This window comes from Mycolicibacterium helvum (assembly GCF_010731895.1).
GTDB lineage: Bacteria > Actinomycetota > Actinomycetes > Mycobacteriales > Mycobacteriaceae > Mycobacterium > Mycobacterium helvum.
In genome coordinates this window covers 18606-37154 of sequence record NZ_AP022596.1, presented here as the reverse complement: position 1 = coordinate 37154, position 18549 = coordinate 18606, and the positions used below count along the sequence as shown (strand labels likewise).

General features: G+C 66.1%; 20 protein-coding genes. 8 read left to right on the top strand and 12 right to left on the bottom strand.

The annotated features are described in order from the left end of the window. Window positions 1–15: 15 nt before the first annotated feature. The gene (locus G6N38_RS00205) at window positions 16–1263 is read left to right on the top strand and encodes an acyl-CoA dehydrogenase family protein (protein ID WP_163745711.1); all 1248 of its coding nucleotides are present in this window, start codon (window positions 16–18) and stop codon (window positions 1261–1263) included. On the opposite strand, the gene G6N38_RS00200 is transcribed toward G6N38_RS00205, so the two are convergent. Beyond that, window positions 1264–1650: a DUF2237 family protein gene (locus G6N38_RS00200; protein ID WP_163745710.1), complete on the bottom strand. Its 387-nt coding sequence runs from the start codon at window positions 1648–1650 to the stop codon at window positions 1264–1266. It lies immediately after the preceding gene. 58 nt (window positions 1651–1708) lie between these two features. Between G6N38_RS00200 and G6N38_RS00195 the strand changes: the two genes are divergently transcribed. Next, window positions 1709–4423 (top strand): AAA family ATPase, encoded by a 2715-nt coding sequence (locus G6N38_RS00195; RefSeq protein WP_163745709.1) that lies wholly within the window; start codon window positions 1709–1711, stop codon window positions 4421–4423. Window positions 4424–4547: 124 nt separating this feature from the next. Further along, on the top strand, window positions 4548–5549 hold the full coding sequence (locus tag G6N38_RS00190) for a hypothetical protein (RefSeq protein ID WP_163745708.1): 1002 nt from the start codon (window positions 4548–4550) through the stop codon (window positions 5547–5549). Here the strand turns inward: G6N38_RS00190 and G6N38_RS00185 are convergent. From G6N38_RS00185 to G6N38_RS00170, 4 genes are all read right to left on the bottom strand, one after another. After that, the gene (locus G6N38_RS00185) at window positions 5546–6244 is read right to left on the bottom strand and encodes a TVP38/TMEM64 family protein (protein ID WP_163745707.1); all 699 of its coding nucleotides are present in this window, start codon (window positions 6242–6244) and stop codon (window positions 5546–5548) included. The genes G6N38_RS00190 and G6N38_RS00185 overlap by 4 nt on opposite strands. Then, the gene (locus G6N38_RS00180; RefSeq protein WP_163745706.1) at window positions 6245–7054 is read right to left on the bottom strand and encodes an acyl-CoA thioesterase; all 810 of its coding nucleotides are present in this window, start codon (window positions 7052–7054) and stop codon (window positions 6245–6247) included. Further along, window positions 7051–7542 carry a winged helix-turn-helix transcriptional regulator gene (locus G6N38_RS00175; protein WP_163745705.1) on the bottom strand — a complete coding sequence of 164 codons (492 nt, stop codon included), beginning with the start codon at window positions 7540–7542 and terminating at the stop codon, window positions 7051–7053. The genes G6N38_RS00180 and G6N38_RS00175 overlap by 4 nt, the downstream gene beginning before the upstream one ends. Window positions 7543–7617: 75 nt before the next feature. After that, on the bottom strand, window positions 7618–8790 hold the full coding sequence (locus tag G6N38_RS00170) for a glycoside hydrolase family 183 protein (RefSeq protein ID WP_246227552.1): 1173 nt from the start codon (window positions 8788–8790) through the stop codon (window positions 7618–7620). Between G6N38_RS00170 and G6N38_RS30510 the strand changes: the two genes are divergently transcribed. Both G6N38_RS30510 and G6N38_RS00165 read left to right on the top strand, forming a co-directional pair. After that, window positions 8771–9295, top strand: coding sequence for a hypothetical protein (locus G6N38_RS30510; RefSeq protein WP_246227550.1), 525 nt, complete (start codon window positions 8771–8773; stop codon window positions 9293–9295). The genes G6N38_RS00170 and G6N38_RS30510 overlap by 20 nt on opposite strands. Before the next feature lie 282 nt (window positions 9296–9577). After that, entirely contained in the window at window positions 9578–9865 is a 288-nt protein-coding gene (locus G6N38_RS00165) for a hypothetical protein (RefSeq protein ID WP_163745703.1), read from the top strand. Here the strand turns inward: G6N38_RS00165 and G6N38_RS00160 are convergent. From G6N38_RS00160 to G6N38_RS00145, 4 genes are all read right to left on the bottom strand, one after another. Continuing rightward, window positions 9858–10331: an SRPBCC family protein gene (locus tag G6N38_RS00160; RefSeq protein WP_163745702.1), complete on the bottom strand. Its 474-nt coding sequence runs from the start codon at window positions 10329–10331 to the stop codon at window positions 9858–9860. The two genes, G6N38_RS00165 and G6N38_RS00160, sit on opposite strands and share 8 nt — an antisense overlap. Before the next feature lie 283 nt (window positions 10332–10614). Beyond that, a complete protein-coding gene (locus tag G6N38_RS00155; RefSeq protein WP_163745701.1) occupies window positions 10615–10902 on the bottom strand; it encodes a hypothetical protein in 288 nt (95 codons plus the stop codon). A gap of 142 nt (window positions 10903–11044) precedes the next feature. After that, complete coding sequence (locus tag G6N38_RS00150; RefSeq protein WP_163745700.1) at window positions 11045–13933, bottom strand: MMPL/RND family transporter; 2889 nt, start codon at window positions 13931–13933, stop codon at window positions 11045–11047. Next, window positions 13930–14361: an MmpS family transport accessory protein gene (locus tag G6N38_RS00145; protein ID WP_163745699.1), complete on the bottom strand. Its 432-nt coding sequence runs from the start codon at window positions 14359–14361 to the stop codon at window positions 13930–13932. The genes G6N38_RS00150 and G6N38_RS00145 overlap by 4 nt, the downstream gene beginning before the upstream one ends. Window positions 14362–14675: 314 nt before the next feature. On the opposite strand from G6N38_RS00145, the gene G6N38_RS00140 reads away from it, so the two are divergent. Both G6N38_RS00140 and G6N38_RS00135 read left to right on the top strand, forming a co-directional pair. Continuing rightward, window positions 14676–15014, top strand: a complete 339-nt coding sequence (locus G6N38_RS00140; RefSeq protein ID WP_170314138.1) for a DUF732 domain-containing protein — start codon at window positions 14676–14678, stop codon at window positions 15012–15014. Window positions 15015–15020: 6 nt separating this feature from the next. Continuing rightward, window positions 15021–15476 (top strand): SRPBCC family protein, encoded by a 456-nt coding sequence (locus tag G6N38_RS00135; RefSeq protein WP_163745698.1) that lies wholly within the window; start codon window positions 15021–15023, stop codon window positions 15474–15476. Here the strand turns inward: G6N38_RS00135 and G6N38_RS00130 are convergent. From G6N38_RS00130 to G6N38_RS00120, 3 genes are read right to left on the bottom strand one after another with little or no spacing between them, the layout of a single operon-like run. Beyond that, window positions 15473–16213 (bottom strand): SDR family NAD(P)-dependent oxidoreductase, encoded by a 741-nt coding sequence (locus tag G6N38_RS00130; protein ID WP_163745697.1) that lies wholly within the window; start codon window positions 16211–16213, stop codon window positions 15473–15475. The two genes, G6N38_RS00135 and G6N38_RS00130, sit on opposite strands and share 4 nt — an antisense overlap. Before the next feature lie 21 nt (window positions 16214–16234). Continuing rightward, a complete protein-coding gene (locus G6N38_RS31135) occupies window positions 16235–16666 on the bottom strand; it encodes a hypothetical protein (protein ID WP_246228126.1) in 432 nt (143 codons plus the stop codon). A gap of 14 nt (window positions 16667–16680) precedes the next feature. After that, window positions 16681–16947 carry a hypothetical protein gene (locus G6N38_RS00120; RefSeq protein ID WP_163745695.1) on the bottom strand — a complete coding sequence of 89 codons (267 nt, stop codon included), beginning with the start codon at window positions 16945–16947 and terminating at the stop codon, window positions 16681–16683. Window positions 16948–17034: 87 nt separating this feature from the next. On the opposite strand from G6N38_RS00120, the gene crtI reads away from it, so the two are divergent. After that, complete coding sequence (gene crtI, locus G6N38_RS00115) at window positions 17035–18549, top strand: phytoene desaturase family protein (RefSeq protein WP_163745694.1); 1515 nt, start codon at window positions 17035–17037, stop codon at window positions 18547–18549.

Below are 18549 nucleotides of genomic sequence, written 5' to 3'. Positions count from 1 at the left end.
GGCTGTCAAAGTCGCATGACCGCACAGACTTCTGAAGCATCCCACCCGGTGGCGCCACGCCCGAGGTTCACCAGCGAGCCGCTGGACGGCACGCCGCCGCAACGTCTGGACCGGCTCACCGCCGTGGTTGAGGATCTGCGTCCCGCCGATGCCGCCGCCGAACGGGACCGGGTGCTGCAGTACGACGCCGTCGAGGCGATCCGCCGCACCGGCGTGCTGACCCTTCGTGTGCCCGCTCGCTACGGGGGGCCGGGCGGGTCGGTGCGCGACGTGCTGACCGCGGTCATCCGGATCGCGCGCGGCAGTTCCAATGTGGCTCAAGCACTTCGGCCGCATTTCGGCTTCTCCGAGCGCCTGTTGAGTAATCGCGCCACCGAAGCAGAGCGCGAGGAGTGGTTCCCGCGGGTCAATGCCGGAGTGATCGTCGGCAACGCGATCACCGATGCGAAAGGCAAGACGCCGGCCGGGGCCGACACCACGCTGCTGGCTGACGGCGACGGTGTACTGCGGCTCAACGGGTACAAGTTCTATTCCACCGGGACACTTTTCGCCGATCTGATCGCGGTCTCGGCCAGCGATGCCGAGGGCCGGGATCTGCAGGCGATTGTGCCCGCCGACCGCGCTGGGGTCGAATTATTCGACGACTGGGAGGGTTTCGGCCAGCGCACCACCGCCAGCGGCGGCACCCGGTTCACCAACGTCGAAGTCCGCCCGCACGAGGTGACCACCGTGTCCGACGGCAAGCACCTGGGCCACAGCACGACGTTCCTGCAGCTGTATCTGGCCGCGGTGGCCGCGGGTATCGCGGCGGCGGCCCGTGACGACGCCGTCTGGTACGTGCAGAACAAGGCGCGTCCGGCGTCGCATTCGCTGGCCGACTCCGCCTCCGGTGATCCGTTCACCCTGCATGCAGTCGGCGAGATCGCTGCGAATGCGTCCGCGGCCGAGGCGCTCGTGCTCAACGCCGCCGACGCGCTCGATGAGGTGGTGGACTCCGGTCGTATCGGCGACGCCGAAGAACTTGCCCGGGTGGCGATCGTCGTTGCCGAGGCACAACTGATCGCCGAACGGCTGACCCTGGCCGCGGCCGAGCGGCTCTTCGACACCGGCGGGGCCTCGGCCACGGCGCGCGCACTCAACCTCGACCGGCACTGGCGCAACGTCCGCACAGTCGCCACCCACAATCCGCTGGCCTACAAGGCCTACGCGGCGGGCAATTACGTGGTCAACGGCGTATGGCCGCCGGCTAACGGTTACTTCTGATCACAGGCTGCCGATATCGTCGGGCACATCGACGGCGTACTCCTGCAACGTCTCCAGTGCGACCACGTCCAGGGTCCGTTCGTGGGTGCAGGCCAGCACCACCGGCGCGGCATGGCCGTCGGTATGGGCGCGCAGCCAGTTCAGCGCCGTGACACACCACCGGTCGCCGGGCGACAGGCCCGGGAACCGGTACTGCGGCATCGGGGTCGACAGGTCGTTGCCGATCGACCGCTGGTGCTCGAGGAAGTCCGCGGTGACCACCGCACAGATCGTGTGCCGGCCGGCATCCTCGGGGCCCGTCGAACAGCAGCCGTCGCGGTAGAACCCCGTCATCGGGTCGGTTCCGCACGGTTCAAGGGGGCCGCCGAGCACATTGCGATCAGCCATCACGCAAGTATCGCGTGACGCGGGAAGCGATGCGGCACGTCGGCCGTTATTAACGGCGATGGCTAATGTCCTGAGAGGCCGAGATGGCGAACTGGCTGCTGCGGCGACACTGCTGCGGCGGGCCGGCGGCCAGCGGCGAGGCGCGGTGATCTGCCTGCGCGGGGAAGCCGGCATCGGCAAGACGGCCCTGGTGCGGGCTATCGCCATGCGGGCGGCCGAGGCGGGTTTCGTCGTCGGACTCGGTAAGGCCGAGGAACTCCATCAGATCGCGGCGGGTGCGCCGCTGCTCGTCGCGCTGCGTTCGGGACCGAACCCACTGCTGGACGCCGACAGCTTCGCCGGGCTCGCGCCACTGCATCAGCAGCCGTTGTGGCTCGTCGATCGCATCGCCTCGCTGCTCGCTGATATCTCCGCCCGCACCCCCGTGCTGATCGTGATCGATGACGCCCAGTGGGCTGATCCGGTGACGCGCTTTGCCCTCGACACCCTGCCGAGCAGGCTGACGGGATCCCCGGTGGTGTGGCTCGTCGTGAGCCGCGACGTTGCCGACACCACAGCCGATGCCGTCGACGGCGTGCAACGGCATCGGCTGGTGCTGGGCCCACTGAGTGACGCCGCCCTCGACGTGCTCGCCCGTGACTATCTCGGTGGCCCGGCCGAAGGCGTGACCCGTAGGCGCTTGCACGCCGTGGGTGGAAACCCGTTCCTGGCAGTGCAGCTGCTGGCGGGAGTGGCCGCGGCGCGCAATGCCGGGCTGGCTGACGACGACATTCCGGCTTCCTTCGCCGCCGCGATCGACGGCCGGCTGCAATCGCTCAGTGCGCGCACCGGCGAGTTGGTGGAGCTCGCCGCGGTCTGGGGCCGGCCGCTCGACCTGTCCGACGCGGCCGAATTGCTGGGCGAACCCGCCGTCATGGTGATCGCCGCCTGCCGCAGGGAAGCGTATGCGCGCGGCCTGCTCGCCGACGATCGCGACCACATCGTCTTCGCACACGACCTGATCCGCGAAGCGGCCTACCAGAACGTGCCCGCCGCGGCGCGCCGCGAGTTGCATCTGCGATGTGCGAAATATCTGGTGGCATCCGGCGAGGGAGTGGTCGCCGCGGCGCCGCACGCCCGCGCCGGGGCCAGATTCGGTGATCTCGAGGCGGTCGAGATTCTTCGCGGTGCCGCCGCCCAGACCTCGCTCACCATGCCTGCAGTGGCGGCGCCGCTGATCATCGAGGCCTTCGGATTACTGGGTGCCGGCGACAGCCGGCGGATGGAGATCGGTGAGCAGTGCGCTGAGATCCTGATCCGCGCGCAGCGCGGCAACGACGCCGTCGCCATCGTCGACACCCTGCTCGCCGTCGTATCCGACACCGATGCCCGAGCCCATCTGCAATCACTTGCTGCTCAAGCGCTTTGGTTGACAGGTCAGCTCGGCGAGATCGACCGCCGCCTCGTCGACGCGCGGGCTCGGCCCGCATTGTCCCCGCGTCTTCAAGCCCGCCTTGCCGCGGTTGAGGCTCTGGTGCTCACCCGGGCGGGGACCGCGCAGGAGGCGATTGCGGCGGGCGAGTCGGCGCTGGCGCGGGGACGTGCGCTCGGTGACGAACGCACGCAACTGCTGGCGTTGCAGGCCTTGGCCGAGGCGGGTACCGCGGAAGGCCGGCACACGTCGGCACGCGGACACTACCGGGCGTTGCGCGCGCTGGGCGGCACCACCTACCTGGCCGGTGAGGTCTTGGCGTTGCAGCAGCTGGACCGGTTCGCCGAAGCCGAAGAGCTGCTGACCCGCAACCGCCACAGCGACAAGGGGCGGTCCGTCGAGCACGGCCTGCCGTCGCTGGTGTTCGCTCAACTGTTGCAGGACTTCAAGCTCGGGCGGCTGGCCGAAGCGGAGGCCGGTGCCCTGACGGTGATCCGCCTGTGTGACGAGATCGGCACCTATGTCCACAAATTCGAGGCGTGGTTGATCGCCAGCATTGTCGCGGTCATCCGGGGCGATCTGGCGCTGGCGCGGGAACGGCTGCAGTCGGCCGAGGAGACCGGCCTCACCGACGATGCGGTGCGCCAGCCGCCGGTGCTGTTGATCAAGGGCCGAATCGCTGGTGCGGAAGGGCGGTTCGAGGAAAGTGTGCGCATCCTCAAGCCGCTGATGGCCGCACTGGCACAGTCACGGTCGTGGTGGCCGAGGAACCCTGAGCTGCTGCGGGTACAGGCGGGTATCGCTGTCGCCGCCGCTGATCACGAATTCGCCCGCGAGACGGTCGAACGCGCCAAGCTCGCTGCCGAGCGCAACCCCGGTGTCGCCAGTTTCGAGGGGGTGGCGCTGCAGGTCGAAGGGTTCGTTGCGCGCGACCCGGTCACCCTGCGCAGCGCGGTCAAGATCCTGCGTGAGTCGCCGCGGACCCTCCTGTTGGCCGGAGCGTTGGCCGACTACGGCGCAGTGCTGGTCGACAAGGGCGACCGGCACACCGGCGTGGTGGTGCTGTCGGAGGCGCACGAATTGTTCGCCGGGCTCGGCGCGATCCACTATCTGCGCGGTGTGGAACGCGATCTGAGTCGGGCCGGTGCGCCGGCCGACCAGCGCGAGGCTTTGACCAAAGCCGAACAGCGGGTGGCACAGCTGGTGAGTGAGGGCCACACCAACCAATCCGTAGCGTCGGCACTCGGGGTATCGATCCACACCGTCAACACCCATCTACGTGCTGTCTTCCGCAAGATGGGGGTTCGGTCGCGAGTTCAGCTCGCCAATACGATGAGCGCCAGGACGGCCCGGCGCCACTGATTCCGTAGCTGCCGACCGGCTCGACACATTCGAGATCTCATCAATTCGTGCGATGGTCAGCCAAACTTACTCGACAGTAGGTTCGGGGATTGTCAGTACAAACCTCAACATTTTGGGACCTCTCATGCAACGTGCTGTTCGTTCCTCCGTCACAGCTGGCGTGGCGCTCCTCGGTGCCGGCGTCATCGCCGCCTCGCCGATCGCGCCACCGGTGTCTGACATCCACCTGCCGGCGATCCACGTCGACGCGACGACGCTCGCGGCGGCAGTTAGCCCGATCGACGCCTACAAGCAGCTCTTCGAGACCGCGGCCGCCAACCTCCAGACCCTTGTCGATGCGGCCGACCCCGGCGCGGTGATCAAGCAGATCGTTGCCAACCAGGCGGCGAGTTTCTCCGCACTCGGTAGCGCGTTGGGGGCGGCGGGCCAAGACCTCTTCACAGCGCTGACCGTCACCACCCCCGACCTATTGAAGACAGTGGTCACCTCGCTAGCGGCGGGCAATGTGGAAGCGGCCACCAACGCCCTGCTCACTGTCCCGCTGGCCGTCGGTGTGCCGCTGATCAACCTGCTGCCGGCCATTCAGAAGTTCGTCGCCCAGCCGTTCCAGAACTTGCTCAACGTGGGCAAGGTCTTCAACGACCCGCTTTACGACGCGATGGTCGTCGTCGGCCTGCTCGGCCCGGTGATCACCGGCCTGGGCGCTACCGGTGCCGCCGTGCAGAACGTGATCGACGCGGTGCACGCCGGCGATCCCCAGCAGGTCGTCAATGCGATCCTCACCGGCCCGGCGACCATCATCGGCGGCGTGCTCAACGGCGGGTACGGCCCCGACCTGGACTCGCTGGTCGGTATCGGCATTCCAGTGCTGGCCGGTGGCCTGTTCAGCCCCGGCGGCTTCGACTTCACGAACGGCACCGTGCTCAACATCGCCGGGCCGATCGGAACCCTGCAGACGTTGGCCCAACAGATCGCCAAGGCGCTGAAGCCGCCGGTGGCCGTCAGTGCAGCAGTCCACACCAAGGCGGCGGCAAAGCCGATGCGGCACACGCCGTCGGCGACCTCGGCCGCCAGCGGTCCGAAGCACCCGCACAAGGCCGAAGGCCGCGGCCACAGCGCCCGTTAGCCGTCCTTGGACCGCCCGCGGCGGCGCCATCCGCGATACCCGCGGTGCGCGGCGAACGCGCCGATGATTGCGGTGATGCACCAGATCGCGACCGCCACGTAGGCCAGCGGTGAGGATAGATCGGAGATCGACGCTCCTAACGCGGTGTATACGAAGGCCCGGGGTGCGGATCCAATCAAGGCTCCGATTGCCATCTGCCACAACGGCATTCCGAAGGCGCCGAATGCGTAGGATGCCAGCGCATCGGAGATGCCCGGCACGAATCGCTGGCCCACTACCGCCCACAATCCGCGGCGCTGGATCTGTGCGTCGATGCGCGCCGACCAGTCCGGCCCGAGTAGGACCCGGGCACTGTCACGGCCGGCTCGCCGGCCGAGCAGGGCGGCGATCATCGCTGTGGTCACCGTCGAGCCCAGCGTCACGAACGTCCCCAACACCGGCCCGAACAACACGCCGCTACCGGCGGCCAGCAGCGGGCCCGGGACGAACACCGCAGCCAGCGCGGCCGAAACCGCCAGATAGACCAGGGGAGCCAGCGGCCCGGTCGCGGCCACCGCATCCCGAACCTGCTGCACGTCGATCACCCTCGACACCGCCACCAGATAGAACAGGCCCAGCAGGAATGTGACGAACAGCGCGAGCCGCAGGATATGGGGCCACCGGCGGGCTACCGGCGGATCGATGTTGTCGGCCATTCAGTCTTTGTAATAGACGATCTGGTGACTGGTGGCCAGCAGCGTCGCGTCGCGGCCCCAAATCTGCGCGGTCTGGTCGAAGTAACCGCGGGCAAAGCGCTGGGCGTGGGCACTGGCCAGGACGTAATCGGTGCCGTGGCCGGCCAGCTCGGCGCCGTCAACGTGGAAGTACGTCGTCAATGAGACCGTGCCGGCCGGCAGCATGCGCCCGCGGCGCAGAAACACCCTCGGGTAGAACACATCACTGAGTGCGCTGAGCGCGGCGAAGTCGAGTGCGCGAGCGGGGCGTTGGCGCGTCCACAGCGTCGTCGTGGATGATGTGCTTTCGGCCGGCTCGGTCGGCACCCCGCCGTCCACGTAGTGCATCTCGTAGTTGCGCATCCACGGAACTGGTACGGGAAGCGTTGTGGGCGTCAGGGTTTCGGGATCTGGTGCCGCCGGCATCGTGGCCTCGGTGTCGGACCAGGCATCGCGGCGGACGCCGAAGACAGCGGTGGCGGTGGTGGTCAATCCGTGTTCCTGAGTCATCTCGGCGGTCCAGTGCTGGTTGGTCCGGTTGGTGCGGGCGGCACGAACAGTGATGTCGAAACTGCCATCGGTGACCGGGGCCAGATAGTTGACGGTCAACGCGACGGGTTCACCGATTCGGTCGCGATGACGCTCGATCGCGCGGATGATCGCCGCGGCGGTCACGCCACCGAACGGCCCGACCATATTCGCCCATTCCGGTGTCGTCTGGCCGATGTAGTGCCCGATCCCGTTGTCGGCCAGGTCGATTGCGGTGTCGAACGAATGGACGGTGGTGGTCATCGGATCGCCTTTCCGGTTGTTGTGGGTCGCGCGCCCGGCCCGGGTCGCGGCTCGGTGTCAAAGACGGTCAGGGGAGTCTGGTCATTGCTGCATCGCAGCGTCAGTTCGACCGCATGCCCGCAGTCCCGGTGCACGACCTCGACAGGGGGTCCTGCCGGGTCGGCCTCCCACTTGTCGCCCCATTGCATCAGCGCGATGACCGCGGGCAGCAGATCTCGGCCCTTGTCGGTCAGCCGGTATTCGTGGCGTTCCCGTTGGCCTGGTTCTTGATACGGCACCCGCCGCAGCACACCGGCGGCGACCAGGGTGCTGAGCCGGTCGGTCAAGACCTGGCGGGGACAGCCGACACGGGCCTGGAACCGCTCGAAGCGTCGAGCGCCGTAGAACGCCTCACGCAGGACCAGAAGTGTCCACTTTTCCCCGACGACATCCAGTGCCCGCTTGACCGAACAGTTTTCGGTGCTGATCTGGTCGCGGACGGCAGGCATGGTCGCCAGCCTATCAGGGTCTAAATTCTGGACTTAGCTAGCAGGTCGAACGCCACTCAGGGCGTTCGAGGGGGACTAGACCAGCGTGGACTTCAGCGAAGACAGGTCGGTCTTCATCAGGACGACGTTGTAGTTGCCCCACAGCGACATGTTCCAGTACAGGTTGCTGTCGTCGGGATTTCCGTTGTTGTCGACCAGCTTTCCGGTGCCCGACCACGGGTGAATCATCGGCGCGTACAAGCCTGGGTACGTCGCCGAGGTCGCCACCGTGATCGGTGCCGACCACTGGCCGTTGGGCTCGTCGGCATAGCGCATCTGAATGTTGTTATTGCCGTCGGCGTACATCATCACGTACTTGCCGAGATAGTCGTTGTACTGCACCGACATCTCGCTGACGTTCCCGCCTGTCTTGGCACCGAAGAGGCCGCCGAGAATGCCGCCCAGCACCTTGGGATTGTTGGCCCAGTCGATGATGGGACCGAAAAGGCCTGCAGAACGGGTGGAATCGCCGATGATCGGCGTGGCGGCGACGGGCTTGCCGGTCACCCAGTTCTTTCCGTTCCAGTACTGGTACTTGGCCAGATTGTCGACGTCGTCGACGGCAACCCGGGACAGGTAGGCCGAGCCGGCGCGTCCCGACGGCGTGCCGAACGCGTAGAGGTACTGGGTATCGCCTTCGGCGACCTGGTCGGCGGGCTCGAGGACGTAGGCGGCCTGTTGGAAGTTCTGGTTGCCGGGGACGTACGGTTTCGACGAGCCGAACCAGCTCGCCGACCGGATGGTCGAGGGCAGCAGCACCCACTTGTCGGTGGCCTCGTTGTACATCGAGATCGCCGAATAGTTGGTGGTCCAGCGGCCCGGGCTGTCCCAGGACTTGACCGACATGTAGTTGACGTACTGCTGGTTGGCGACCGAGATGGCCGAGGTCGGGATGATCGTCACCTCGGAGTTGAAGATCGGGAACAGCGCACTCGAAGAGCTCGGGATGAATTGGTAGGCGTACCCGGTCTGCAGCAGGGTCAGGCCGTTGGTGAGGTTCTTGTCCTGGCTGAGCAGTAGGACGTTGGAGCGCCAGTCGCCGGTCATGTTCGGCCCGCTGAAGGTGTCACCGAACGCGAGCTGAATGTTGCCGGTCAGACCGTTCTCCCACATGATCCCGAGGTCGGTACCCCAGATCCCGAAGCCGGCGGTGTTATTGGTCTGCGGCCAGCCGGTCCCGGGAGAGGCGGTGTTGGACTGGCCCGTCACCCAGCCGACCGGCGATGAGGCGATGCTGCTCGGGGAGGTCACCACGGCGGCGGTCGAGATCGTGGCGGCCGCGGAAGCGGGTGCGTTCGCGCGCCGGCCCGACGTCGCCAATCCCGACACGGCGGCCACGGCGGGGGAGTCGCCGGTCGGCGCCGGGGTGAGGGCAGCAGCGGCCAGTGCCCGGGTCACCACCTGCGCCGCGCTGGGTGTCGCCACAGCAGCCGCCGCCGGGGCCTTGATCGAGCGTGCGCTGCCCGCTGTGGTCTTGTTCGAGGTGCGCGCCGACGAGGCTGCCGGCTTGTTCGCTTTGGCAGAGGATCCGGTACTCGACGAATTGTGCGTAGAGGATCCCGAACCGCCGGAATCGGAAGTCTCTGCCCACGCCGCACCGGCACCGGCGAGGATCGCCACGCCGACACCCAGGCCGACCGCCAAGCCGCCGAGGCGGCCCACATATGCCGAGGCATTATTCGTCGAGCTCATCACTGTCTCCCCTTGGTATTGAGGTGACGGTACCGCATCTGGCAAACCTCATGGCTCACTCTCGTCACGAGTGCGCAAACAAATTCCCCGGTCAGGCGGTTACGAGAAGTGAGCGCGCCTTTGCGATCACGGCCCGCAAGGCCCGGCGTCGGCGAATCGTGACGCGACCGTTACTCCGCCGCGAGGAAACTCTGCGGATTGCCATTGCTGTGACTGCCTGGAAAGATGTTGTTCTCGAACAGGCATTTCGGCCTATCTAAGGCCCCCGGCGAGGGCGAGTTCGCCACTTCTGAACAGGAATCTCATGAATTCGCCCTATGTGCGTACCCGCATTGCCGCAATTGTCGGTGGCGCCGCACTCATCACCATGGCTTCGTTCGTCGCGTCGTGCAGCAAGAGCGAGAACCAGGCTCCATCCACCTCCACCACGACGACAACCTCAACGACGAGCGCCCCGACATCGAGCACGACGCCGCCGAGGCCCACCGACAAGGTGCTCAGCCCCACCGATGGCAACAAGTTCTCGCCGACGGTGGTCGCACCCCCGGCGCCGACCGAGGCGCCCGGCAACCACCATCACGGCCTCAACTGATTGTCGTGAGCTCCCGCGCGATCGCGGCGTGATAGCGGTCGATGTTGGCGGGGTTGACGATTCGGAAGAACCCGTCAGGCATCGGTGCGTCCTTCGGCGCCTCGATGGTCATCGTCCGGGTGAACAACGTGATGCCCTCTCCTGGTGTCGTGAAGTGGTACTGGACGGTGATCCGCCCCTCCATGCCACCGTTGCCCTCGCGATCGTGGCCTAACCGGCCTACCGAACTGAACACCCACAGCTTGGGGCGCACGGCGATCGCCAGCTGCCAGGTGAAGATGCGGTCCCCATCGGGACCGCCCTCTTCCCAGGTGTCGCCGACCGCCAGCGGCAACGCGTCGAGCTTGCCGACGTAATTGCTTCCGGGATACGTCTTGGTCCAGTTGGCGGGATTGGTGACGAAGTCGTAGAGCGTCTCCGGTGGCTGGCTGAACGCCGTCTCCGAGCTCGTGGTCACGATGCCCAATTGCGTTGCCTTTCTCGTTTGCCGTGGGGACAGTTTACACTTTCGCGTAAATCTGTAACTACACGGCGTGCGCTGCCGGGGCGGGTATCGTCGACGCTCGGCGAGCTGGCGCCCGAACTCGATGCCCGTCTGCATGCGACGTTCCGGGCGGAGGCTGCCGCAAAAGCACTGCGGCGGTGGGCAATTCGGCTGGCCCACGTGACGTCGATACCGGCCCTATGTTTCGGGCCTGGCAACGGCCGGCCTCGGCGGAAGGCAGGACGACGGTATCGCCCTGGCGGGCTTACTTGGAGCAGTTGATGGTGACGTAGGCGATCCCCTGGTTGCCTGCCGTCCCCTGGGTGTTGATATCGGTCACGGTGCACTGCGACAGCCCACTGTTGGGGACACCGTTCTCGTACTGCAGCGAGACGTCGTAGCCCGCGGCATCGAGGTCGCGGATGGTGGCGGCAGCCGACTCCGAGCCGGGCTCGGGGATGGCGGGTGTATCGGCAACGGCCAACGGGGCCAGCACAATCGACACGCCGACACCAAGCAGCAGTGGTGCGACGTAGCGCAGTTCGAGCGACATCAGGGTCCTTCCTGGACGGCCGGCCAACGGGGCTGTCGTCAAGGATGACAGCAAAGTCATGGCCCGACTTGCCACTGTGCGAACGGGAGCTGAACAGGTTCCTAACAGCCGACGACTGGTCAGGTCGGCCTGGTCGCACCGGTCACGGAGAGTTGCCAGGCGCGCTGGCATCCACGGACGGTCGCTCCGTCGCTTCCGCGGGCGAGGGCCACGGTTGTGGTACCGGGCGCTGACGCACCCGCTGGGGCCACCAGAACCACTTGCCGAGAAGCGCTGCGATGGCCGGCGTCATGAACGAGCGCACCACCAGCGTGTCGAACAACAAACCCAGAGCGATCGTCGTTCCCACCTGGCCACCGACCCGCAGCGGGCTGACCGACATCGAGGCCATCGTGAAGGCGAACACCAAACCGGCCGACGTCACCACCGACCCGCTGCCGGCCATCGCCCGGATGATCCCGGTGTTCAGCCCGGCGTGGATCTCCTCCTTGAACCGGGCCACCAGGAGCAGGTTGTAGTCCGATCCCACCGCCAGCAGGATGATCACCGCCATCGCGAGCACCAGCCAGTGCAGCGGCTGACCGAGTATGTGCTGCCAGAGCAGGACTGAGAGCCCGAACGAAGCGCCAAGCGACAGCACCACCGTGCCCACGATCACGGCCGCCGCCACCACACTTCTGGTGATCACCAACATGATGATGAAGATCAGGCACAGTGCCGCGATGCCGGCGATCATCAGGTCGTAGTTGGCGCCGTGCTGCATATCCTTGTAGACCGACGCGGTGCCGCCCAGATAGACCTTCGACCCCTCCAGCGGGGTGCCCTTGATCGCCTCGAACGCGGCGTTCTTGATCTTGTCGATGTGCGAGATGCCTTCCGGCGTCGCGGGATCTCCTTCATGGGAGATGATGAACCGCACCGCTTTTCCGTCCGGCGAGACGAACATCTTCAGGCCGCGCTTGAATTCCGGATTGTCGAAAACCTCGGGTGGCAGATAGAACGAATCGTCGTTCTTCGACGCGTCGTAGGCCTGTCCCAGCGCGGTCGCGTTCTGCTGCATCGCGTCCATCTGATTCTGCAGGCCGCCCATCGTCGACTGCATCGTCAGCATCGTCGTCTTCATGGCCTTCATGTTGGCGATCATCGGCGGCATGATCAGGACCATCTTCGGCATCAGGACGTCGAGGCGGTCCATGTCGACGACCAGCGCCCCGAGATCGCCACTGAGCGTGTCGATTCCGTCGAGCGCATCGAAGATCGACCGTATCGAGTAGCAGAGTGGGATGTCGTAGCAGTGCGGTTCCCAGTACAAGTAGTTGCGGATCGGACGGAAGAAATCGTCGAAATTGGCGATCTGGTCCCGGATCTGGTTGGTGTCGGCGACCATCTGCTTGGTCTTGCCGACCATGCTGTGGGTGATGCCGACCATCTCTTTGGTCAGCGCCAGCATGCGCTCCATCGTGTCGATGGTGACCTGCAGCTCATCGCCCATCTTCAGCATGTCCTTCATGCGGTCTTGCAGATAGGACATGTTCATCGTCTGGTTGGTGCCCTGCATGCTGATGATGAACGGGATCGAGGTGTGTTCGATCGGGGTCCCCAGCGGGCGGGTGATGGTCTGCACCCGGCCGATGCCAGGAATGTGGAAGACCGATTTGGCGATCCGGTCGACGACGAGCATGTCGGCCGGGTTGCGCACATCGTGGTCGGTTTCGACGAGCAGTAATTCGGGATTCATCCGGGCTTGCGGGAAGTGCCGGTCGGCGGCCGCGTAGCCCTGATTGGCCGGAATGTCGCCGGGCAGGTAGTAGCGGTCGTTGTAGTTGGTTTTGTACGACGGCAGCGCCAGCAGTCCGATCAGGGACAGTGCGATCGAGGCGACAAGAATCGGTCCGGGCCAGCGGACCACCGCGGTTCCGACGCGCCGCCAGGTGTGGGTGTTCAGTTTGCGCTTGGGCTCGAACAATCCGAACCGGCCGCCGATCGAGATGACGGCGGCGCCAAGGGTTAGTGCCGCGAACACCACGACCAACATGCCGATGGCCAGCGGGAAGCCCAGCGATTGGAAATAGGGCAGGCGGGTGAAGTGCAGACAGAACGTCGCACCCGCGATGGTCAGGCCCGAGCCCAGAATCACGTGGGCGGTGCCGTGGTACATCGAGTAGAAGGCCGTCTCACGGTCTTCGCCGGCCAGCCTCGCCTCGTGGTAGCGGCCGATCAGGAAGATCGCGTAGTCAGTGGCCGCCGCAATCGCCAGGGTCGCCAGCAGATTCACCGCGAAGGTCGACAGGCCGATGAGCTCGTAGTGGCCGAGGAAGGCGATGACGCCTCGGGCCGCGGTGAGTTCGGCGAACACCATGACCAGAACGAGGATCACCGTCGTGATGGAGCGGTAGACCAAGAGCAGCATCACGAAGATGACGGCAATGGTGATGCCCTCGATCATCTTGACTGCTGAGTCGCCGGCGTTGTGTTGATCGTGGCTCAATGCCGTTGGGCCGGTGACGAAGACCTTGATTCCGGCCGGTGGCGGATTGGCCTCGACGATCTTGGTGACCGCGTCGATCGACTCGTTGGCCAGCGCTTCGCCCTGGTTGCCCGCAAGGTACAGCTGAACGTAGGCGGCCTTGCCGTCGGCGCTCTGAGAGCCGGCGGCGGTCAGCGGATCGCCCCAGAAATCCTGGATGTGTTCGACGTGCTTGGTGTCGGCGCGCAGCTTCTGGATCAGGGTGTCGTAGTACTGGTGCGCCTCGGCGCCCAAATGCTGGTCGCCTTCCAGCAGGACCATCGCGCTGCTGTTGGAGTCGAACTCCTGGAAGGTCTTGCCGACCTGCTTCATCGCCTGCATCGACGGCGCGTCCTCGGGCGCCAACGACACCGTGTGCTCTTGGCTCACCTGCTCCAGTGACGGCACCGCGACGCTGAGAACGACGACGAGGCCGAGCCAGAGCAGCACGATCGGAACCGAGAAGGCCCGAACGAACCGGGGGATCAGCGGGTTCTTCTTGGTCTTGGTCTGGAGATCGGTCATGCGGACTTCACCAGGCAAAAGGTCTGGGCGTTCACACCGGTCGAGGTCTTCTCATCCTTGAGTACACCGTCGACCAGGATGCGGCAGCCGATCGTGTCGGTATCGCCCTGGGCCACGATATTGGCGCTGGCGGCCGGAGCGGTCGTGGTGAGGGTGAGCGACCAGGGCAGTGCGATGTCGCGGGCAATCTGCGGCTGCGCGTCGAGGTCGAGGTAGTTGATGGTTGCCACCGCGCCCTGCGGGCCGAAGATCTGGTACGTCACCTGCTTGGGGTTGAACGGTTTGGTGTCGTTGGCCAGGCCGCTGCCAGGCCGGGTCAGTTCGGTCTTGCCGAAGATTCCGTGCAGCCGGAATACGCCGAAACCGGCAAGAGCCACCACGATCACTATGACCAGCGGGATCCACGCCCGCCTCAATGCCTTGACCATAGGATTCCCCGACGAGATTACGACGCCGACACGAACAGCGCGATGACTCCTTCAGCGCTATTCATGAGCGCGGCCGTCCGTCTCATCTCAACCCCATTTTCTTCGTGTCTGGTCGCGACAGCTTAGCTGATTTAACTGAGAGATTAGCTCACTTAACTGATCGGACCATACCCCCCGCTGGCGTCGGCATTCGATTCCCCTCGACCAATCGTGGGTGAGGTCACATCATCCCCCAGAGTGAGATTCCGGCGGCACGGGGGCAATTGCGCGGTATGGCTCTTGCGGCGGTGCTTAGCTGTCCTACAATCTTGGCCATGAACGTTACGAGGCTTGCCATGGCCGCCGTTGCGGCCGTCGCGGCGCCGATTGTCCTGGCCGCGCCGTCGCACGCCGATCCCGATACGGATTTCGCGAACCAGCTTCACACCTTCGGGATCTACGGGCCTCGTGATTACAACGCGTGGATCGGCAAGATCACCTGCAAGCGACTGGCCACCGGCCTCGATAAAGACACCTACGCGTCCGCCAAGTTCATCCTGACCAACCTGCCGTTGAACAGCACCCAGGGCCAGGCGATCCAGTTCCTGGGCGCAGCGATCGCCACGTACTGCCCGGACCAGGTCGGCGTACTGCAGCGGGCGGCCGTTCAGTAGCTCGCGATGGCCGGCCCTGTCGAACGCGTCCTCATCCAGGACGTGCCCGGCGCCCCCGACGACGTTCGGGCTCACTACGTCGATCTGAACAACATCAGGGACGTCCACCCGTTGGTGGTGTCGGTCGAAACCCTGTCGCGCACGGATACCGGCGACGGCTACGTACAGGTCTACCGCGTCCGCGACCGCATCCCGCTGCGCATCATGACGTTGCCGATCACCTACACGGCCAGGCTTGAGGTGCCGTCGGCCGGCCCGGTGCTCACGCAGGCTCGTCAGTTCCCCGCCGTTCACCTGGACTCGGTGGTCTCCTTCGATCCGATACCAACGGGAACCCGGCTGACCGAACGGATCCGGTTCACCGCGCCGTGGCCGCTGCTGGCCGTCACCGTCCGCCAGGCGGTCGAGGCCCACAAGGAGATGCTGGCCGGCATCCGCCGGCATTTCGAGATTGGCGGCTAGCCCGCCGTCTTGCCATTGTCGACGTTGTAGACCGCGCCGTGGATGGTGACGGCGTCGTCGCTGGCAAGGAAGGCGATCACCTTTGCCACATCGACCGGCGCCATCATTCCGCGGGGCGCGGCGATCCGCATGATCAGGTTCCAGTCCGCGTCGTCGGGGGTTTTGAACTCCGTCACCTGCGGGGTGAGCATGCCGCCCGGGCAGATCACGTTCACCCGCAACTGCTCCTTGGTGTATTCGATCGCCAGGGCCTTGGTCATCCCGACCAGCCCGTGTTTGGCTGCGCAGTACGCCGCGGAATAGACCTCGCCCTCGATACCGGCGATGGAGGCGACGTTGACGATATTGCCGCCGACCTCCAGCAGATGTGGCAGCGCTGCCCGGATCAGATAGAACGGGCCGTTGAGGTTGACCGCGAGGTCGTAATCCCAGTCCTCGTCGGTGACCGACGTGGTGTTCCGCATCTGGTGAAAGCCCGCCGCATTGACCAGCACATCGATCCTGCCGAAGCGTTCGATGCACTGGGCGACGGCGTCGCGGCAGGCCTGGGCGCTGGTGATGTCGACCGACGCGTACGCGCCGCCGGGAACCGATTCGAAAACCGTCGCCATCCGCTCGGCATCGCGTGCGATGCCGAATACCGTGGCTCCGCGCTCGGCGAACAATTGCGCCGTCGCGGCCCCGAGGCCCGACGATGCGCCCGTCACCAGCGCGACTTTCCCGTTCAGCTGTGTCATAGCCCGACCCTTTCTGCGGGGCTAGGCGTGTACGTCCTTGAGCCCCACTGCGTTGCGCAGTCCCGAGCAGTTGTAGCACCCAACACATCCGACGCAGTCGGTGCACCGGGCACAGCCCACGCAACCGGCGCAGCGCCGGCACGCAAAACATGCCAGGCACGCCACGCACTCCCGCAACCGGACCGACAGGACGGTGAGCGCGCTGCCTGCGATGACGGCGCTGCCCATGGTGGCGACCGAGCCGGCGACGACAGCGCTGCCCGCGGTGGCGACCGAGCCGGCGACAACTGCGCTGCCGGCGGTCGCAATCGCTCCAGCGACGACCGAACTCCCGACAGTGGCGATCGAGTTGGCGACCACCGCACTGCGCACGGTGGAAACCGATCCGGCCACGACCGCGCTGTCGGTGGTCGAGACCGAGCCGGCCACCGTTGGCCGTGCGGTGGATTTCATGGCGGCGAGTGATTTCACGTGATGAGCATGTCAGCTCGGACGCGGTCGCGCCGGTGTACGGCCGCAAGCGGCGTGCGGCCGCACCGGATCCTCTGCATCGCAAGGGATTCGGCGATCGCCGCCGTCAGATTGCCCGCCGACGGCCCGCGGATCCAGCCGCTGGTCGTTTTATCCTCGAACGCAGTTTCCCGAACCGCTGATCTCCTAAACGCCGAGCTGCGATAATCAGCGCGGGTCAGGACCGGAGGCGACATGGTGACCGTATTGCGTTCGCTGGCCACGCGTTCCCACTTCTTCTGATTGAAAGGTCTCCTGCGGGGTATCTGCACGAGGGCGAGTCAAGCCCTCGGCGGGGAGAGGAGCCAGTGATGCGTACGGTCCCGGGCGCGACTGACCACGTCGTGGTGATCGGCGCGGGCCTATCAGGGCTGTCGGCTGCGCTACACCTCACCGGCCGCGGCCGCTCGGTCACCGTGGTCGAACGTCACCCGTTCCCGGGCGGACGCATGGGCCAGTCCGACATCGACGGGTACCGGATCGACACCGGCCCGACTGTCCTGACCATGCCCGACATCATCGCCGATGCGTTCGCCGCGGTCGGCGCGTCGGTGGCCGACCATCTCGACCTCATGCCCGTCGAGCCTGCCTACCGGGCCAACTTCGCCGACGGCAGCGCGCTGGACGTGCACGCCGACGCGGCCGCGATGGCTGCCGCGATCGAAGACTTCGCCGGTCCCGAGCAGGCCGGCGGATATCTACGGCTGCGTGACTGGCTCGCCGAGCTCTACCGGCTGGAGTTCGACGGCTTCATCGCCGCCAACTTCACCTCACCGCTGTCACTGCTGACCCCACAGCTGGCCCGGCTGGCCGCGATCGGCGGCTTCCGGGGCTGGGAACGGATGGTCAGCCGGTTCGTCTCCGATGAACGCGTGCAGCGGCTCTTCACCTTCCAGGCGCTCTACGCCGGTGTGCCGCCGCAACGGGCGATGGCCGCCTACGCGGTGATTGCCTACATGGATACCGTTGCAGGCGTGTACTTTCCGCGTGGGGGCATGCGGGCGGTGCCAGAAGCGATGGCGGCCGTCGCCGCTACGGCAGGGGTGAAGTTCCGGTACGGCGGATGCGTGACCGCGCTGGAGCGCACCGGCTCGCGGGTGACTGCGGTGCACGCAGGAGATGACCGAATTGCCTGTGACGCGGTGATTCTCACGACCGAACTTCCGCTGACCTATGAGTTGCTTGGACGCTCACCCCGGCGCCTGGTCAAGGTACGCCCGGCCCCGTCGGCGGTTGTCGCGCACGTCGGCGTGCCTGCGGTCGGTGAGCGCCTGGCGCATCACAACATCAGCTTCGGGGGCAAGTGGGCCGGCACGTTCGACGAGATCATCCGGGACGGGGTACTGATGAGCGATCCGTCGCTCTTGGTGACCAGGCCGACCGCAGGGGATCCGAGCCTCGCCCCGCCCGGGCGCGATCTGCTCTATGTTCTGGCGCCTGCCCCGAATCTCGAAGTGGGCATGGTCGATTGGGATTCGATCGGGCAGAGCTACGCGCGTGAGGTGGTGGACGTCGCCATCGCACGGCTGATGCCCGGGCTTGACGCAGAGGTTCTCGACGTCGTCACGCCCGCCGACTGGGGCCGTCAGGGCATGATTGCGGGCACACCGTTCGCGTTGGCACACACGTTCGCCCAGACCGGTCCGTTTCGACCCGCCAACATGGTCCGCGGCGTAGCGAACGCCGTGCTGGCCGGTGGATCGACCGTGCCGGGCGTGGGGATGCCCACCGCGCTCATCTCCGGGCGGTTGGCCGCCGACCGTATTACCGGGGTCGTCGAGGATCCCTCGGGCAACCGCGCCATCGTCAGCTCCGGAAGCAGGTAG

What these genes read in the sequence shown, in the direction of transcription:
- G6N38_RS00135 (WP_163745698.1), top strand. Translation starts at nt 15,021, where the DNA reads ATGGCCGGCCCTGTCGAACGCGTCCTCATCCAGGACGTGCCCGGCGCC.
- G6N38_RS00140 (WP_170314138.1), top strand. Translation starts at nt 14,676, where the DNA reads ATGAACGTTACGAGGCTTGCCATGGCCGCCGTTGCGGCCGTCGCGGCG.
- G6N38_RS00180 (WP_163745706.1), bottom strand. Translation starts at nt 7,054, where the DNA reads ATGACCACCACCGTCCATTCGTTCGACACCGCAATCGACCTGGCCGAC.
- G6N38_RS00175 (WP_163745705.1), bottom strand. Translation starts at nt 7,542, where the DNA reads ATGCCTGCCGTCCGCGACCAGATCAGCACCGAAAACTGTTCGGTCAAG.
- G6N38_RS00130 (WP_163745697.1), bottom strand. Translation starts at nt 16,213, where the DNA reads ATGACACAGCTGAACGGGAAAGTCGCGCTGGTGACGGGCGCATCGTCG.
- G6N38_RS00185 (WP_163745707.1), bottom strand. Translation starts at nt 6,244, where the DNA reads ATGGCCGACAACATCGATCCGCCGGTAGCCCGCCGGTGGCCCCATATC.
- G6N38_RS00190 (WP_163745708.1), top strand. Translation starts at nt 4,548, where the DNA reads ATGCAACGTGCTGTTCGTTCCTCCGTCACAGCTGGCGTGGCGCTCCTC.
- G6N38_RS00145 (WP_163745699.1), bottom strand. Translation starts at nt 14,361, where the DNA reads ATGGTCAAGGCATTGAGGCGGGCGTGGATCCCGCTGGTCATAGTGATC.
- G6N38_RS00155 (WP_163745701.1), bottom strand. Translation starts at nt 10,902, where the DNA reads ATGTCGCTCGAACTGCGCTACGTCGCACCACTGCTGCTTGGTGTCGGC.
- G6N38_RS00150 (WP_163745700.1), bottom strand. Translation starts at nt 13,933, where the DNA reads ATGACCGATCTCCAGACCAAGACCAAGAAGAACCCGCTGATCCCCCGG.
- G6N38_RS31135 (WP_246228126.1), bottom strand. Translation starts at nt 16,666, where the DNA reads ATGAAATCCACCGCACGGCCAACGGTGGCCGGCTCGGTCTCGACCACC.
- crtI (WP_163745694.1), top strand. Translation starts at nt 17,035, where the DNA reads ATGCGTACGGTCCCGGGCGCGACTGACCACGTCGTGGTGATCGGCGCG.
- G6N38_RS00165 (WP_163745703.1), top strand. Translation starts at nt 9,578, where the DNA reads ATGAATTCGCCCTATGTGCGTACCCGCATTGCCGCAATTGTCGGTGGC.
- G6N38_RS00205 (WP_163745711.1), top strand. Translation starts at nt 16, where the DNA reads ATGACCGCACAGACTTCTGAAGCATCCCACCCGGTGGCGCCACGCCCG.
- G6N38_RS00195 (WP_163745709.1), top strand. Translation starts at nt 1,709, where the DNA reads ATGGCTAATGTCCTGAGAGGCCGAGATGGCGAACTGGCTGCTGCGGCG.
- G6N38_RS00200 (WP_163745710.1), bottom strand. Translation starts at nt 1,650, where the DNA reads ATGGCTGATCGCAATGTGCTCGGCGGCCCCCTTGAACCGTGCGGAACC.